At 45.6% G+C, this 15,201-nt stretch carries 18 protein-coding genes; 17 read left to right on the forward strand and 1 reads right to left on the reverse strand.

Annotated elements, in window-relative coordinates; all coding sequences use genetic code 11:
* The first annotated feature begins 166 nt into the window (after nt 1–166).
* The 7 genes from LRM42_RS00470 (at nt 167) to LRM42_RS00500 (ending at nt 5,889) form a co-directional block, all read left to right on the forward strand.
* The gene (locus LRM42_RS00470; protein WP_129631214.1) at nt 167–619 is read left to right on the forward strand and encodes an RpiB/LacA/LacB family sugar-phosphate isomerase; all 453 of its coding nucleotides are present in this window, start codon (nt 167–169) and stop codon (nt 617–619) included.
* Entirely contained in the window at nt 616–1,266 is a 651-nt protein-coding gene (locus tag LRM42_RS00475; RefSeq protein WP_129744819.1) for a ribulose-phosphate 3-epimerase, read from the forward strand. The genes LRM42_RS00470 and LRM42_RS00475 overlap by 4 nt, the downstream gene beginning before the upstream one ends.
* The gene (locus LRM42_RS00480; protein WP_243816345.1) at nt 1,266–2,102 is read left to right on the forward strand and encodes a transketolase; all 837 of its coding nucleotides are present in this window, start codon (nt 1,266–1,268) and stop codon (nt 2,100–2,102) included. The genes LRM42_RS00475 and LRM42_RS00480 overlap by 1 nt, the downstream gene beginning before the upstream one ends.
* A complete protein-coding gene (locus LRM42_RS00485; protein ID WP_243816346.1) occupies nt 2,099–3,061 on the forward strand; it encodes a transketolase family protein in 963 nt (320 codons plus the stop codon). The genes LRM42_RS00480 and LRM42_RS00485 overlap by 4 nt, the downstream gene beginning before the upstream one ends.
* Before the next feature lie 475 nt (nt 3,062–3,536).
* Nucleotides 3,537–4,448 carry a class II fructose-bisphosphate aldolase gene (locus tag LRM42_RS00490; protein WP_129634629.1) on the forward strand — a complete coding sequence of 304 codons (912 nt, stop codon included), beginning with the start codon at nt 3,537–3,539 and terminating at the stop codon, nt 4,446–4,448.
* Complete coding sequence (locus tag LRM42_RS00495; protein WP_243816347.1) at nt 4,448–5,410, forward strand: carbohydrate kinase family protein; 963 nt, start codon at nt 4,448–4,450, stop codon at nt 5,408–5,410. The genes LRM42_RS00490 and LRM42_RS00495 overlap by 1 nt, the downstream gene beginning before the upstream one ends.
* Nucleotides 5,410–5,889: a hypothetical protein gene (locus tag LRM42_RS00500; RefSeq protein WP_243816348.1), complete on the forward strand. Its 480-nt coding sequence runs from the start codon at nt 5,410–5,412 to the stop codon at nt 5,887–5,889. Before LRM42_RS00495 ends, LRM42_RS00500 begins: the two co-directional genes overlap by 1 nt.
* Here LRM42_RS00500 and LRM42_RS00505 read toward each other — a convergent pair whose 3' ends face one another.
* Nucleotides 5,890–6,558, reverse strand: a complete 669-nt coding sequence (locus LRM42_RS00505) for an LOG family protein (RefSeq protein WP_243816349.1) — start codon at nt 6,556–6,558, stop codon at nt 5,890–5,892.
* Nucleotides 6,559–6,681: 123 nt separating this feature from the next.
* Between LRM42_RS00505 and LRM42_RS00510 the strand changes: the two genes are divergently transcribed.
* The 10 genes from LRM42_RS00510 to LRM42_RS03950 all read left to right on the forward strand — a co-directional run bounded on the left by LRM42_RS00510 (nt 6,682) and on the right by LRM42_RS03950 (nt 15,187).
* The gene (locus tag LRM42_RS00510; protein WP_243816350.1) at nt 6,682–7,281 is read left to right on the forward strand and encodes a hypothetical protein; all 600 of its coding nucleotides are present in this window, start codon (nt 6,682–6,684) and stop codon (nt 7,279–7,281) included.
* A 27-nt stretch (nt 7,282–7,308) separates the two neighbouring features.
* Nucleotides 7,309–9,279 carry an excinuclease ABC subunit UvrB gene (uvrB, locus tag LRM42_RS00515; RefSeq protein ID WP_243816351.1) on the forward strand — a complete coding sequence of 657 codons (1,971 nt, stop codon included), beginning with the start codon at nt 7,309–7,311 and terminating at the stop codon, nt 9,277–9,279.
* A gap of 30 nt (nt 9,280–9,309) precedes the next feature.
* Nucleotides 9,310–10,101, forward strand: a complete 792-nt coding sequence (locus LRM42_RS00520) for a hypothetical protein (protein ID WP_243816352.1) — start codon at nt 9,310–9,312, stop codon at nt 10,099–10,101.
* Between the two features lie 65 nt (nt 10,102–10,166).
* The gene (gene gatC, locus LRM42_RS00525) at nt 10,167–10,454 is read left to right on the forward strand and encodes an Asp-tRNA(Asn)/Glu-tRNA(Gln) amidotransferase subunit GatC (protein WP_243816353.1); all 288 of its coding nucleotides are present in this window, start codon (nt 10,167–10,169) and stop codon (nt 10,452–10,454) included.
* Complete coding sequence (gene gatA, locus LRM42_RS00530) at nt 10,454–11,824, forward strand: Asp-tRNA(Asn)/Glu-tRNA(Gln) amidotransferase subunit GatA (RefSeq protein ID WP_243816354.1); 1,371 nt, start codon at nt 10,454–10,456, stop codon at nt 11,822–11,824. Before gatC ends, gatA begins: the two co-directional genes overlap by 1 nt.
* The gene (locus LRM42_RS00535) at nt 11,824–12,243 is read left to right on the forward strand and encodes a hypothetical protein (protein WP_243816355.1); all 420 of its coding nucleotides are present in this window, start codon (nt 11,824–11,826) and stop codon (nt 12,241–12,243) included. Before gatA ends, LRM42_RS00535 begins: the two co-directional genes overlap by 1 nt.
* Complete coding sequence (gene gatB / locus LRM42_RS00540) at nt 12,243–13,691, forward strand: Asp-tRNA(Asn)/Glu-tRNA(Gln) amidotransferase subunit GatB (RefSeq protein WP_243816356.1); 1,449 nt, start codon at nt 12,243–12,245, stop codon at nt 13,689–13,691. The genes LRM42_RS00535 and gatB overlap by 1 nt, the downstream gene beginning before the upstream one ends.
* A gap of 34 nt (nt 13,692–13,725) precedes the next feature.
* Nucleotides 13,726–14,619 carry a UTP--glucose-1-phosphate uridylyltransferase gene (locus tag LRM42_RS00545; RefSeq protein WP_243816357.1) on the forward strand — a complete coding sequence of 298 codons (894 nt, stop codon included), beginning with the start codon at nt 13,726–13,728 and terminating at the stop codon, nt 14,617–14,619.
* Between the two features lie 15 nt (nt 14,620–14,634).
* Entirely contained in the window at nt 14,635–14,922 is a 288-nt protein-coding gene (locus LRM42_RS00550) for a hypothetical protein (protein WP_243816358.1), read from the forward strand.
* Nucleotides 14,891–15,187: a DUF5665 domain-containing protein gene (locus LRM42_RS03950; RefSeq protein ID WP_243816359.1), complete on the forward strand. Its 297-nt coding sequence runs from the start codon at nt 14,891–14,893 to the stop codon at nt 15,185–15,187. The genes LRM42_RS00550 and LRM42_RS03950 overlap by 32 nt, the downstream gene beginning before the upstream one ends.
* Nucleotides 15,188–15,201: the final 14 nt, after the last annotated feature.

Genomic DNA, 15,201 nt, shown 5'->3' on the forward strand with positions numbered 1-15,201 from the left:
CCGGGGTGAACTCCCCGGGAGTCACTTTTCACGGTTTGAAAAGCTGATATATATATCATACCAGCCGCGAAATGTCAATACTCTTTGTCAAATAGCTACACCCTACCCCTGATAAAATACCTAACTTTTCCTTGCAAAAATCACCGAAAACGCTTATACTAAAATTATGAAAATCTACCTCGGATCTGACCATCGTGGCTTTATGTTGAAAGAAAAAGTTTTTGCCTATTTGGTTAAAAATGGCTATGACGTTCAAGACGTTGGCGGTGTAGAATTAAATCCTGATGACGATTTTCCGCAATTCGCGCAGGCGGCGGCGTTGAAGGTCATTGGTGATGATAGTAAAGATCCGCGTGCGATATTAATTTGCGGCGGTGGACAAGGAATGTGTATGGCGGCGAACCGCTTTAAGGGAATTCGAGCTAGCGTGATTTGGGATGCGTTTGAGGCGAAAATGACGCGCCAAGATAACGATTCGAATGTTCTATGTTTGCCAGCGCGAGTTTTGGAAGACAACGAATCGGCGTGGAAAGGAATTGTGGAAACATGGCTGAACACCCCTTATGCGAATGCTCCGCGATTTAATAGGCGTAATGCGCAGTTGGATGAATTGTCATGAGCAGTTCTGTAATCGCACCAGCAATTTTGGCGGAGAATGCTGATCAATATAAAGAGCAGGTTGATAAGATAACTGGTCTTGTTGAGCGTGTGCATATTGATATTTCTGATGGAGAATTTGCCCCGACGTTGACAGTTGGAATTCCAGAATTATGGGCGCCAGAGGGTTGGATGATTGATATTCATGCGATGGTTAATGATGTTGCTGAATATGTTCCGAAGTTGATTGCCCTAAGACCTCATATGATTATTATTCACGCAGAGGCGACGGGAGATGTGAAGACTGCGCTTATGCAGATTCGTCAAGCTGGAATTATGGCGGGATTAGCGCTACTAAAGCCAACGGTTCCGCGAACGGTTGAGGAATTGATAAAAATAGCAGATCATGTGATGATTTTTAGCGGTGAACTGGGGCGATTTGGCGGCACTGCTAGTTTGATGCAACTAGAAAAAATACGACTTATTAAGGCTATTAATCCTAGTGTTGAAATCGGCTGGGACGGTGGAGTGGCGGTAGATAATGCGTACAGCCTGGTTCAGGGTGGCGTTAACGTTTTGAACGTTGGCGGCGTTATTCAGAAATCGTCAGATCCGCGCACCATTTTCTCCAGATTGCAACAGGAGATTAATAAAACGAGCGTGCTTTAATGGATGTCGACCAAATAGCGAAATTGAAGAAAATATCGAAACAGCTGCGAAAGTCTGTTATTTGTGAGTTATCCGAGGCTGGCTCGGGTCATTCGGCTGGCTGCTTGGGATTCGCTGACGTTATGGCGATTTTGTATTTTCACGCCATGCGATTAGACCCTGAGAATCCTAATTGGGAAGATCGGGATATTTTCGTGATGAGTAATGGTCATTATGCGCCACTTTTATATGCCACGCTGGCGGAGCGAGGATTTTTCGATAAAAAAGAGCTGGCTAATTTGCGAAAATTTGGTTCCAAGTTTCAAGGTCATCCAGAACGCGGCAGTTTACCAGGAATTGAAACGACTAGCGGTCCTCTGGGTTGCGGTCTGAGCCAGGCAGCCGGCATGGCGTATTCATTGCAATATTTGGGTGGCAATTCTGAGCGATTCGTTTACTGTAGTTTGGGCGATGGCGAGCTTGACGAAGGGAATATTTGGGAAGCGGTGATGTTTGCGAAAAAATATGATCTGGCGAATTTGATTGCGATTGTTGATAGAAATAATATTCAGATTGGTGGCGATACGGAAAAGGTGATGCCGCTAGGTGATTTGGCGGACAAATGGCGAAGTTTTGGCTGGGATGCGCAGGAGATTGACGGGCATGATCATTCGACGATAATTCAGGCGATTGATAAGGCAAAGAATTCTCGTCAGCCGAGCGTGATAATTGCGCATACAATCCCTGGTCGTGGCGTTGATTTTATGGAATATGATTACCGTTGGCACGGAAAATCTCCGAACGCCGAGGAGGCGGAGCGGGCGCTTGCTCAATTGAGTGAAGGAGGTGGCGAATGAGTTTCTTAATGGAGAATTGGCAGAATTTGGAACTTGCGGCAATTCGGATGGGTTTTGGCGAAGGCTTGGTGGATATTGCGAAGAAAAATAATTTGGTAGTGGCGCTGAGTGCGGATTTGATGGAGAGCGTTGGCTTTGGTAAGTTTTACGAGGAAATCGGGAGTCCGCGGGCAATTGAAGTTGGCGTGGCGGAGCAGAATTTGGTTACCGTGGCGTCTGGACTGGCGGCTATGGGAAATATTCCGTTTGCGGCCAGTTATGCGACGTTTAGTCCGGGTCGCAATTGGGAGCAGATTCGCACGACTGTTTGCTTAAATAATCAGCCGGTCAAGCTGGTCGGTTCTCATGCGGGGCTTAATGTCGGTCCGGACGGCGCGACGCATCAAATGTTGGAAGATATTGCGCTGATGCGAAGTTTGCCTAATATGGTGGTTTTGGCGCCCGGTGATGCTAATGAGGCCAAGCTGATCGCGGCGGCAATGGCTGGAGATAAACGCCCGAATTACGTAAGATTGCCAAGAGAAAAAACACCGTTATTCTTAAATCAATCTACTTTTGAGATTGGAAAAAGTTATACGTTGAGGCGCGGTAAAGATGTTGCTTTGTTTGGAACTGGCGTGATGACTTATCAATTACTGTTGGCGGCGGAAAAGCTCGCGAATGAATATGACATTCAGGCAGAAGTGATTCATTTTCCGACGATTAAGCCGCTGGACGAGGATGCGATACTTAACGCAGCTCAAAAATGCCAAGCTGTTATTACGGCGGAAGAGGGGCAGATTGCTGGTGGATTCGGCTCAAGCGTGGCAGAAGTTCTTAGTGAGAATATGCCGGTGAAGATGAAGCGAATTGGTGTTGATGACGCATTTGGCGAGTCGGGCAAAATGTCTGAATTGTGGAAAAAGCACGGTTTGGATGTCGATTCAATTGTTTGTAGTGTTGTCAATTTTCTCCAGTGAAAAACCCGCCAGGAGCTACTGCCAAGGTCTAATAGACCTCAAAGCGGTAGTCCTGACGGGTATGTGCGTCACGTGTGGTCGTGCCTACGGTCACAGCGACGGTCGCGCCTACGATCGTCGCTGTGCTTCATGCCGTAGATGATCACGAGGAGCATAATGCTCCCCATGGCAAACGTTATCCCCTCTAGCGGTCCGTAAACCATGAGGAGGTGGATGGTTATCGCACACCACGCAGTGCATAGAAGCAGGATAATGGTGATAAATGTTCTCACCATTAAGACGACTGCTCTATTAATGAGATCCATTTTTCTTCCTTTCTGAGAAGAAAATGCTCAAGACCAAAGGGCTCTTCCGCCCTTAGACAAAGCCCCGAGCAAAAGTTATTTTATGTTATCACCAAAACAACATAATGTCAATTCTCTTGGCATAGCGGGCGGTAATTGATATAATTACCATAAGTATTTTAGGGGGCAGTATGGGATTATCGATTTCAGAGATTCGGAAAAACACGACGCGGGCGCGTCATTTAATGCAGCGGACACGGGCGCAGCGTTTTGCGGTTGGGGCGTTTAATATTGACAATCAAGAGACGCTGATTGCGGTGGCGCGGGCAGCACAAAAACTCCAATCACCAGTGTTGGTTGAGGTTTCTGACGCCGAAGTGAAGGCTATGGGTCTAGAGAACGTTCGCGATTTGGTGGACAATTATAAGGCTGAGTACGGAATTGAAATGTACTTGAATTTGGACCACGGTCCGACAGTTGAAGGTTGTAAGCGAGCGATTGATGCTGGATATGAGTTTATTCATATTGATATTTCTCAGGCAAATCACGACGCTTCGGACGAGGAAATTATTGCGAAGACTCGTGAAGTTGTTGAATATGCCAAGTTTACCGGCGCGCTAGTGGAATCTGAGCCGCATTATTTTGGCGGAAGTTCAAATGTTCATACGGAAGATATAAATTATGAGGAAATAAAAAAGACTTTCTCTACGCCAGAGGGTGCGCGTGCGTTTGTTGAGGCGACTGGAATTGATACTTTTGCGGCAGCAATTGGCAATTTGCATGGCAAATATCCAGTTCCGAAAGTGTTGGATTTGGATTTGTTGGCTGACATTCGCGAAGCGATTCATTGCCAGATTTCGTTGCATGGTGGCTCTGGCACGCCGCTACATTATTTTGAGGATGCCGCGAAAATTGGCGTTTCTAAAATCAATATCAATTCTGATATGCGTTACGCTTTCCGAACGACCTTGGAGAAAACCTTGCGAGAAAATCCAAATGAGTACGCTATCGTTAAATTAATGCCGCCAGTTTATGCCGCTGTACAGGAAGTGGTGGAGTCGAAGATTAAGGCGTTTAATTCCGTGCGAAAGGCAGTGGTTTAATGGCGAAAATCATCACCGTTGGTGCGGCGATTCAAGACGTATTTTTAAGTCAATCAGACGCGCTGACGCCAGTTTGTGAAAGTCCGGAACATTGTTTTGCGCGGTTGGATTTGGGGGCAAAGGCTGACGTAAACCAGATTCATTTCTCGACTGGTGGTGGAGCTACAAACGCCGCGGTAACGTTTTCCAGGCAAGGTCATTATGCTAGTTTTATGGGCGCAATCGGTCATGATCCAGCGGGGCAAGCGGTGATTGCTGACTTGGATAAGGAAAATATTGACACACATTTGGTGCGATATTCGCCAAAATATAGTACGGGATATTCGGTGCTATTATTAGCTTCAAATGGCGAGCGGACGATTTTAACATACCGCGGAGCTTCAACGCATTATCATGAGGCGGATTTTGATTTGTCTGAAGAGGACGCGGATTGGTTGTACGTTTCAACTTTGGCGGGAAATATGCCGATGCTTCACAAATTATTCCAGCAAGCCAAACGCCGCGATATGAAAATCTGCTTTAATCCCGGGAAGAAAGAATTGGCACAAAAGGATAAATTGCTGGGATTATTGTCTGATGTCGATGTTTTAACTTTGAACAAAGAAGAGATGCAGCAATTGGTGTCTGGCGAGGATTTGGAAGCCTTGGTTAGAAGAGGCTTGAGATTAGTTCCGGTCGTTTTGGTGACGGACGGCGTAAATGGATCAATTGCAAGCGACGGAAAAACTATTGTGCGAGCGCTGATGTACGACGACAGACCGTCAATTGACAGAACTGGCGCTGGAGATGCGTTTGCGTCGGGATTTTTGAGCGAATGGGCGCGAAGCGGTAATTTGAAAAACTCTGTGATTATGGGCAGTGCGAACGCTAGCTCAGTGGTTATGAAAATTGGTGCAAAAGCTGGAATTTTATATGCCGGCACAGTACTTCATACTATGCCAATTCAAGAAAGGGAAATATAATGGCGCAGAATTTGGGAAAATTGTTGGGCGGTGACGCGAAAAAGCGTCGAGCATTAACCGAGCTCAGGCAGATGACTAGGGATGACAGCGATGTGCGATTGATTGCGGAAATATTGGCTAGAGCACACTCAATTATTCGATCTCTAGGTCTGGATCCGTCAAACGCTACGGCAGAAGAAATTTATCAATCACTAATGGCCATTGCGCCGAAAGTGGACAAATGGGCGCCGTTCAAGGCTTCTGAATGGGTGCTTTTGGACGTTGATGGTCAGGTGATTTCGTTTAATCCGATTGATATTATAAATAACTATCACTGCCAGTTACCTCTGGGGAAGCAGCAGACAACGTACGGCAAGCGAGGTCTGGGATTTGAGATTACGCGCCGATATAAAAACCACCCGCGCACATATAATCCAGCTGTGGAGCGAGTGGTCTGCCAGGGTGGAATTTGTTGGATTGAGCCGAAACCTAAGGAATAATTATCGGTCGCAACAAGTTCGCTGATTTTTAATTAGTTCAACCACTTCCGTAATATCTTCAGTGATTGTGTAGATTTTTTCATCGCCGTCAGAAATCAGCTTATTTGGAAGCATATTTTCGCGCACAAAATCATCCCATTTGCCCCAGAATTTTTTATCAAACAGAACAATTGGCACTGGCGCCATTTTCTTGGTTTGCGTCAATGTGATAATCTCGCAAATTTCATCCATTGTACCGAATCCGCCGGGGAAACAAACGTACGCGTCAGCTAGAAGTGTCATAACGATTTTTCGTGGTGCAAAATGGGTGAATGCGAACGAGTCTGTCGTGTAGTTGTTTAATGATTGCTCGTGTGGCAAGCGAATGTTGAATCCGACTGATTTTCCGCCAGCTTCCATAGCGCCACGGTTTGCTGCTTCCATAATTCCGCCTCCACCGCCGGTGATGATTGTGTAGCCTTCTTTGGCTAGCTGAAACGCTAAATCTTTGGCTTTTTGATAATATTCGTTATCTTCGGTTATCCTGGCCGACCCAAAAAAAGTTACGGTTTTATGATATTTTTGGAGAATTTCATAGCCGGCATGAATTTCGTCATCGACTTTTCCTAATCTGAACATCGCAGCCTGAAGTTGCAGTTCGCGCGGAATACAAACATTTTTCGGTGTCATCATTATCCTTTTTATTTTATGATTTTAACTTTATTACTATATCATAAAATGCCTATGGTTACAATACATTGACGGCAAATAATCCATCATATACAATCAAAGCACGATCTAAATGGAGGTTTTATGGAAAATAAATCAACGGCTAATAAATGGCTGATCGCGGCAGTGATTGTTATGGGTATAATCATTGTTGCTATGGCTACTTGGATAATTGCTGGTGCTGTGTATAAAGATAAGGATTCTAGCGCTTCGGTAAAAAGTAGCCAGACAAAGAAGGATTCATCTGATTCACTGGAAAAAACTCGCGGTGAAGGCGAGGAGCTGTCAAATGAGGCAAAGAAAGAGTATAAAGATTTCCGAACCAAAGGCGACGGCACGGGCATTCGTTTAACTTCAGCAAGCGATGTTGATAAGTTGGACATTGACAGCTCTTTGAAGAAGTTCTTGAAGTCTAAGGTCGGTCAGCCAATTCCAGAACGTGAAGGTTCAGTATATGAGCCAATCATTGACCGTGCGTATGGAAAATATGCGGCAGTATATGGCTTGACGAACGCTTATACTATTATCGGACCAAAGAACGGCACTGGTGAAATTGCAATTGTTGCGGGCACGCAGCAAGGTGGTATGTCATGTTCAGATTTGAAGTCTGCGTCGGTTCCGAGCCGCTTGGTTGACGGCAAATGTGAAGTTTCTGGCTCGTCTCAAACTTATAGCCAAGACTAGTTTTCATAAATATAGTAAAATAGAGAGGTGAATAAATTTCGCCTCTCTTCTTCATATCAGCCCACGGGCGACCAGCCGCGAGCAATTGCTCAGTTGGTCGACGGTTTGGAAAAAGGTCAGCGCGAACAAACTTTATTAGGTGTGACTGGTTCAGGGAAGACATTTACGATGGCGAATATTATCGCTAAGCGCAATGTGCCGACGCTGGTTTTGGCTCACAATAAGACTTTGGCGGCGCAACTTTTTTCTGAGTTTAAGGAATTTTTTCCGGACAATGAAGTCCACTATTTTGTTAGCTATTTTGATTACTACCAGCCAGAGGCGTACATCGCTTCAAGCGACACTTACATCGAGAAAGATTCGAAAATCAACGACGAAATTGATCGGCTTAGGCACGCTGCGACTTCTGCGCTGCTTACGCGCCGCGACGTAATTATCGTGGCGAGCGTGAGTTGTATTTACGGCATTGGTTCGCCAGAAACTTACGCTGACATGGCTATTAAATTGACCGTTGGTGAACGCCGAATTCAGGACAAGTTTATTCGCCTACTAACCGACATTCAGTATAAACGCAATGACGTCGATTTTGCGCGCGGAACTTTTCGGGTGCGCGGCGATGTTGTGGATATTTTTCCAGCAGGCCAAGACACTGCGGTTCGCGTGGAATTCTTTGGCGATGAAATTGAGCGACTAACGAAGATCGACCCTTTGACCGGCGAGATTTTGGATCGGCCAGATCAATTGACAATTTTCCCGTCCAGCCACTATTCGACGCCACGTGAGCGAATTGAAAAAGCGATTGTCGGAATTGAGAATGAGTTTAATCAACGACTGAAATGGTTTGAGGATAACGGTAAGTTTTTAGAGGCACAAAGGCTAAGTCAGCGCACCAAATATGATTTGGAGATGTTGAAGGAAACTGGTTTTGTGAAAGGAATTGAGAATTATTCGCGCTATTTGACCGACCGAGAACCTGGCGAGCAGCCTGCGACTTTGATTGATTATTTTCCGGACGATTGGTTGCTTTTGGTTGACGAATCGCACATGACATTGCCGCAAGTTCGGGGAATGTACAACGGTGATCGCGCCCGTAAGGAAGTTTTGGTTGAGCATGGTTTCCGTCTTCCGAGCGCACTAGACAATCGCCCGCTTCGATTTGACGAGTTCAATCAGCATATTCATCAGGCAATTTACGTTTCCGCCACGCCGGGAGATTATGAGCTTTCTCATTCGCCAAAGCCAGCTGAGCAGCTGATTAGGCCGACTGGGTTGCTTGATCCGCCGATTGAAGTTCGACCAACCGATGGGCAAGTCGATGATTTGATGGAGGAAATTCGCCAGACGATTGCAAAAGGTCATCGCGTGTTGGTGACGACGTTAACCAAGCGAATGGCGGAGGATTTGAGCGCTTATTTGACGGAAAACGGCGTGAAGACGGCGTATTTGCATAGCGAAATTGATACGCTGGAGCGTGGCGATATTCTGAAAGATTTGCGACTTGGAACGTATGATGTGCTGGTTGGAATTAATCTATTGCGCGAAGGTCTGGACCTTCCGGAGGTAAGTTTGGTGGCAATTATGGACGCCGACAAGGAAGGTTTCTTGCGTAGTGAGCAGGCGCTAATTCAGACGATTGGGCGAGCGGCGCGGCACGTTGATGGGCGAGTTATTATGTATGGCGACAATGTTACGGACAGTATGCGTCGAGCAATTGACGAAACGAATCGACGTCGAGCGATCCAGCAAAAATATAACGAAGAGCATAATATTACGCCGCAAACTATTCAGAAGAAAATTGACGACGGTTTGCGCTCGATTATTCCGCAGAAAGAATCTGATAAAAAGCCAAAGCTTAACCTGAAGAAAATTCCAAAGGATGAATATCCGGCTTTGATTAAAGATCTGACGGCGCAAATGGAACTGCATAGCGCTAATTTGGAATTTGAAAAAGCGGCGGAGCTGCGTGACTTAATTGCAGAAATTCGTCATACGATGTAGAATGAAAATACTATTAGATTAGGAGGGATTATGGCAACAAAAGAACAACCACAGCCAACAAACGTCGCGCAACCAGAAATGCCGATGCAACCAAATGCTTATCAAGCATATCCACAATATGCATACGAAGACCCAAATAAGGGCAAGGCGAAGATGCTAACTTTGGAATACGCTTTGGCAATGGGTTCGGCGATTATTTCAATCATGTTGCTGATTGACATCATAACTAAGGTGTTTGGTTTGTGGACAAATTCAACATCAATGTTATTAAGAAGTGTCGGCGGATTTTTCGCCCCATCGATGGTAACTCAGGGAACGGGAATTATTGCAGCGTCAGTATTTGCTGTGCTTTTGGCTGTATTGTCACTAGTTCTATTCTCTCGTGTATCAAAAGCCGTTCCAGAGCGTGAAGGCTACACAAAGCGAACAGCTTACAAGTTGGTAACTTACGGCGGTTTGGCGGTTTTGATTATTCCAGCTGTCGACTTGGCTGCTCGATTGGTAAGCATTTTGATCAACTCATTGCTGTTTATCGGCGTTGGTGACGGTGGCGAATTCTATAAGAGTTTGTACTTGGGTGAATTCTTGCCATACGCATTAGCTCTTGCAATTGTTGCTACTGGCGCTTACTTCATTTGCCAAATTGTCAAAGGACGCAATATGTCAAAGGCTTTGTCTTTGATGTTGATTGTGGCTTCTTCTGTCGTACTATTGACTGGCGCTATCACAATCGCTGTCAAAGCGCACGACACGGGTAGCTCAGTAAAGACTATTCCATCAGACTACAGCCGCTATAAGAACTACCAAGATTACTCAATGTAATAAAACTTGGAAAAATAAAGTCGCTCACTTTGATGGGCGGCTTTTTTTAGTGGTATAATATTGGTATGATAACTATTTCTACCAGCGATATTCAGCACTTGGCGAGTTTGAGTAGTCTGGCATTGACTGATGACGAAACCGACGGACTGCGCCAAGATTTGGAAAATATAATTGGCTATATTGAGCAGTTGGGCGAGCTTGATGTGCCGGGTGTTGAGCCGACTTATCAAGTTACAGGATTGAGCAATGTTTGGCGCGAGGATGAAGTTCAGGCGGGGATTCCTGTTGAGAAATTGCTCAATTTAGCGCCAGAAAAACAGAATAACCAAGTGAAAGTTCCGCAGGTATTGTAATGAGTAGGATTAGTGATTTTATTGGCAAGAGCGCGGTCGAGAACGTAAAAGAAGCATTGCGACGAGCGCGTGAAATTGAGGAGTATAATGCGCTGCTTAGCTTGACGGAAGAGCGTGCGCTGGAGCGAGCAGAAAAAGTTGATGCTGGCGAGATTTCTGGACGATTGGCGGGCGTGCCATTTGTCGTGAAGGACAATTTTTTGGCGTTTGGTGCGCCAACGACTGCCGCTTCAAAAATGTTAGAAAACTTTAACGCTCCACTACAGGCGACGGCTGTTGAGAAATTGGAAGCGGAAGGTGCGATCTGCATCGGTAAGGCGAATTTGGATGCTTTTGCGCACGGCGGTTCGACGGAAAACTCGGCATTTGGTCCAACTAAGAACGCTGCAGATGAAACGCGAGTTGCTGGTGGATCATCTGGTGGATCGGCGGTAGTTACGGCGCTCGACGTGGTTCCGTTTGCGCTTGGTACGGATACTGGCGGTTCGATTCGTCAGCCAGCCAGCTTTAACGGAGTGGTTGGAATTAAGCCGACTTATGGGGCAGTTAGTCGTTATGGCGTAGTGGCGATGGCGTCAAGCACGGACACAATTGGTTGTTTTGCTACGAACGCTGAAGATGCGGACTTGGTGATGGAAATTATGGCTGGTCGCGATGATAAAGATATGACGACTTTGTCTGATTTTTGGAATAACCAACCAGAATTTGCAAAGAAAAAAATAGGTCTAGTTAAGCAATGTATGACCGACGACGTGGACGCGGAAGTCCGCCAAAAAACGCTTGATTATGCGGAGAAATTGAAGAAGCTTGGCTATGAAATTGAAGAAGTAGATTTGAGTATGATGCAACATTCGCTGGCGATGTATTACATAATTGTGCCGGCGGAATTGTCCTCGAATTTGGCGCGATATGACGGCGTGCGATATGGTCATCAAGCAGCGGAAGTAAAAACTTTGGCGGAACTTTACGGTCGCAGTCGAAATGAAGGTTTCATGACTGAGAATAAGCGACGAATTATGATAGGAAGTTTCGTATTGTCAAGCGGATTCTTCGACGCTTACTATATGCAGGCCCAAAAAGCCAGGACGCTACTTATTGACGAATTTAAGAAGTTATTTACCGAATATGACGCGCTATTGATGCCGGTTGCGCCGACTCCTGCGTTTAAGATTGGGGAAAATGCTAGCGATCCGATAAAAATGTATTTGGCGGACATTATGACTGTGCCGGCAAGTTTGGCTGGGCTTCCTGCAGTTGCCGCGCCGGCTGGAAATAGCGATGAAGGATTGCCAATTGGCGTGCAGCTTATCGGCGATTATAAGTCGGACAAGAACTTGCTGAAGCTGGTTTCGGAAGTGGAGAAGATTTGATGGACGGATTGATGGTTGCGATAGTTGTTGCGGCGTTGATTATCGGCGCCTTGCTGATGATTTTCATTCAATTGACTTCTCGTGGTCGCGGTCAAATTGACAAGGAAATGTATCAGAGGGTTTGGCGGCAAATTTTGCGCAATGTTGAAACCAGAAAATCGGAAAGTATGCAGATGGCGATAATGAATGCGGACAAGTTGCTGGACAAAGCTATGCGCGACTGCGGCGTGGCTGGCGAGACGATGGGTGAACGTATGAAATCTCGCAAGGGATATTGGAGCGATGAAAATGGGCTTTGGGCGGCACATAAATTGCGTAATCAAATTGCCCACGAAACCAACGTAACGGTAACGGCGCAGAGTTTTCGTCGAGCTATGGCGAGTTTTGAACAGGCATTAAAAGATTTGGGAGCATTATAATGAGTGTATATGACGATTATGAAATGACAATTGGTATTGAATGTCACGTTCAGCTAGCGACGAAAACCAAGCTATTTAGCCCGGCCGATAATGACGCTCGCGATGCTGAGCCGAATAGCAAGACGCATCAGATTGACTTTGGTTTGCCGGGGATGTTGCCAGTTTTGAACAAGCACGCTGTTGAGTTGGCGGTTCGCGCTGGAAAAGCCTTGAATTCGCCAATTGCACACGTTAGCCGATTTGACCGAAAACATTATTTTTATCCAGATTTACCAAAGGGCTATCAGACTTCGCAGATGTATAATCCGATTATTCTGGCTGGATATGTCGATGCGCCGTTGGAAGATGGTTCTTTGAAACGCGTGCGAATTGATCATGCTCACATGGAGGAAGATGCTGGTAAATTGACACATCACGACGGCTATTCGTTGGTCGATCTTAACCGCGCTGGCACGCCGCTGATTGAGATTGTTTCTGAGCCAGATATGCATTCGGCTGAGGAAGCCAAAGCTTACGTTTCGGAGCTTCATAAATTGATGGTTTACGCGGGCGTGACTTATGGCAATTTGTACCACGGAAATATGCGATTTGACGTTAATATTTCGGTGGCAAAGAAGGGTGCGACAGAGCTTGGAAAGCGCGCAGAAATTAAGAACCTCAATTCCTTCCGCAGTGTTGAAAGGGCCGCCGAGTATGAGTTCAAGCGCCAAGTCGATGTCTTGGAGCGTGGCGAAGAAGTTGTTCAGGAGACCAGGGGTTGGAATGATGACAAGCAGATAACTATTTCTCAGAGGTCAAAGGAAGACGCGCAGGATTATCGTTATATGCCAGATCCAGATATTCCGCCAGTTGTGTTGACTGACGAGGTGATTGCTGAAATTCAGTCCAAGGTGCCGATGCTCCCAGGTGAATATAGGGAAAAATGGAGCGCGCTGAACTTGGACAAATCTGTTATCAATTCGCTTTTGTCTAATCAGGATTACGCCCAGATTACATTGGAAGTTCAGGAAAAGTCTGGCGAGGCTTCCGCTAAGCGAGTCGCGCATTGGTTTGCGAGTGCATTGACGGCTTCTGATGAAAGTGACGCGCAAATGGACAGTGAATCTATACGTGTGGCGGTTGATGATTTAATAGAATTGGCTGAAATGACAGAGAAGTCTGAAGTTTCCAGCACGAATGCGAAGGAGTTATTTAATGAGCTTCTGGCTGGCGCAAAAAATCCGCGCAAGCTTGCCGAAGAGAAGAATTTGTTGCAGGTTTCTGATGAATCGGCGATTGCTGCAATCGTTGACGAAGTTCTGAATGATCCAGCTTCGGCGGCGTCAATTGCAGATATCAAGGCTGGAAAAGATAAGGCTATTGGCTATTTGGTTGGGCAAGTCATGAAGAAGTCTAAGGGTCAAGCCAACCCAAGCCTTGCGCAAAAACTGATTCGCGAGAAACTTTAGAATTGCTGAAATAATAGGGAATAGGAGCTGAAATATGAGAAAACCGACTAAAGCTATCATCGCCGCTGCCGGTTTTGGTACGCGATTTTTGCCACAAACTAAAGCCATGCCAAAGGAAATGTTGCCGCTGATTGATAAGCCGATTATTCAATACGTCGTCGAGGAATTGGTTGAGGCTGGCATTAAAGACATCATTATTATCGGTAGCGCGAATAAGCGAGCAATCGAGGATCATTTTGACGAGCCGAATGAAGAACTTTTGGCTAATTTGCGCGCTGGCGGTCCTAAAAAACAGCCGTTCATTGACGCGGTGCAGAATCTGGCTGATATGGCGAACTTTATTTATATTCGCCAAAAAGGTCCGTACGGCAACGCAACACCTTTGGCTTGCGCCTCACATTTGATTCATCATGACGAGCCTGTGATTTACACATTTGCGGATGACTTTATTGCGGCTAGTCCAAGTCGTTTCAAGCAAATGATCGAGGCGTCAGAAAGCTTAGATGGAGCGGTTCTGTCGTGTAAGAAAATCACTGATGACGCGGAGTTTGATCGTTATGGAGTCGTCAACGGTCAAGCAGTGAAGGACGGCGTTATAAAAATGACGAATATCGTTGAAAAGCCGGGCAAGGAGAACGCGCCTTCTGATTTGGCGAGCGTTAGTAGCTATTTACTTCCGGGTGAAATTTTCGGCTATCTAGACAAAGCCAAGGAAGAGTTTGACGGCAACGGCGAGTTTACGATTCAGCCAATTATGCAACAAATGATTGATGATGGTTTTGATTTTTACGGCGTAGAGATTACGAACGGCACTTATTACGACACTGGCGACAAATTGGAATATCTAAAAACGGTGATCGACTTTGGGTTACGTGATCCTAACTTCGGCGATAAATTGCGTGCTCATCTGGCGGATCGCCTAAAATAATGTATAATAAATAGCATGAACGGATTGCTTATTATTCTAGTGGTTTTGATGGTGATTTTTGTCATCATGATGATCGCTATGACAATTTCTATCATCAAATTAACGCGTCAAATTCGTCAAACCCAGCAGAACGTGGAGGCAATAAGTCAGCGAATTGCTAACTTAAATGGAATTGTAAGTACGGTTTCAATTGGCGTGGAACTAGCCAAAAGCTTCGCTTCAAAGAGCGGATTTTTCTCGAAATTTTTCTCAAAGAAAAAGGTAAGAAAGAGTGAAAAAGTCAGCCAAAGAACAGCCAAATAAGTTGGCGAAGAAAATTGTTCGCGATAATGAAAACGGTGCTCGTCGGGCGATTTTGGAGGATTTGTTTTTTGATTTTCATAAATCTCGCCATCAAGTTTACTGGGTGAATTTTGTTCGCGGAATTTTCTTTGGTCTTGGAAGCGCTTTGGGTGCGACGTTATTGATTGCGATATTGATTTGGATTTTGGGGCAATTTGCCGACATTTTCCCGCCGTTGGCTGATTTTATCAACCACTTAATTGAGACAATGCAACGTCGTCAATAGCGTGCTATAATTGT

Origin of the sequence: Candidatus Nanosynbacter sp. TM7-075 (genome assembly GCF_022828255.1) — a bacterium.
GTDB lineage: Bacteria > Patescibacteriota > Saccharimonadia > Saccharimonadales > Saccharimonadaceae > Nanosynbacter.

Bases quoted from the DNA above. Each gene is read 5' to 3' on its own strand.
- LRM42_RS00470 (WP_129631214.1), top strand. From the start codon at position 167: ATGAAAATCTACCTCGGATCTGACCATCGTGGCTTTATGTTGAAAGAA.
- LRM42_RS00475 (WP_129744819.1), top strand. From the start codon at position 616: ATGAGCAGTTCTGTAATCGCACCAGCAATTTTGGCGGAGAATGCTGAT.
- LRM42_RS00480 (WP_243816345.1), top strand. From the start codon at position 1,266: ATGGATGTCGACCAAATAGCGAAATTGAAGAAAATATCGAAACAGCTG.
- LRM42_RS00485 (WP_243816346.1), top strand. From the start codon at position 2,099: ATGAGTTTCTTAATGGAGAATTGGCAGAATTTGGAACTTGCGGCAATT.
- LRM42_RS00490 (WP_129634629.1), top strand. From the start codon at position 3,537: ATGGGATTATCGATTTCAGAGATTCGGAAAAACACGACGCGGGCGCGT.
- LRM42_RS00495 (WP_243816347.1), top strand. From the start codon at position 4,448: ATGGCGAAAATCATCACCGTTGGTGCGGCGATTCAAGACGTATTTTTA.
- LRM42_RS00500 (WP_243816348.1), top strand. From the start codon at position 5,410: ATGGCGCAGAATTTGGGAAAATTGTTGGGCGGTGACGCGAAAAAGCGT.
- LRM42_RS00505 (WP_243816349.1), bottom strand. From the start codon at position 6,558: ATGACACCGAAAAATGTTTGTATTCCGCGCGAACTGCAACTTCAGGCT.
- LRM42_RS00510 (WP_243816350.1), top strand. From the start codon at position 6,682: ATGGAAAATAAATCAACGGCTAATAAATGGCTGATCGCGGCAGTGATT.
- LRM42_RS00520 (WP_243816352.1), top strand. From the start codon at position 9,310: ATGGCAACAAAAGAACAACCACAGCCAACAAACGTCGCGCAACCAGAA.
- gatC (WP_243816353.1), top strand. From the start codon at position 10,167: ATGATAACTATTTCTACCAGCGATATTCAGCACTTGGCGAGTTTGAGT.
- gatA (WP_243816354.1), top strand. From the start codon at position 10,454: ATGAGTAGGATTAGTGATTTTATTGGCAAGAGCGCGGTCGAGAACGTA.
- LRM42_RS00535 (WP_243816355.1), top strand. From the start codon at position 11,824: ATGGACGGATTGATGGTTGCGATAGTTGTTGCGGCGTTGATTATCGGC.
- gatB (WP_243816356.1), top strand. From the start codon at position 12,243: ATGAGTGTATATGACGATTATGAAATGACAATTGGTATTGAATGTCAC.
- LRM42_RS00545 (WP_243816357.1), top strand. From the start codon at position 13,726: ATGAGAAAACCGACTAAAGCTATCATCGCCGCTGCCGGTTTTGGTACG.
- LRM42_RS00550 (WP_243816358.1), top strand. From the start codon at position 14,635: ATGAACGGATTGCTTATTATTCTAGTGGTTTTGATGGTGATTTTTGTC.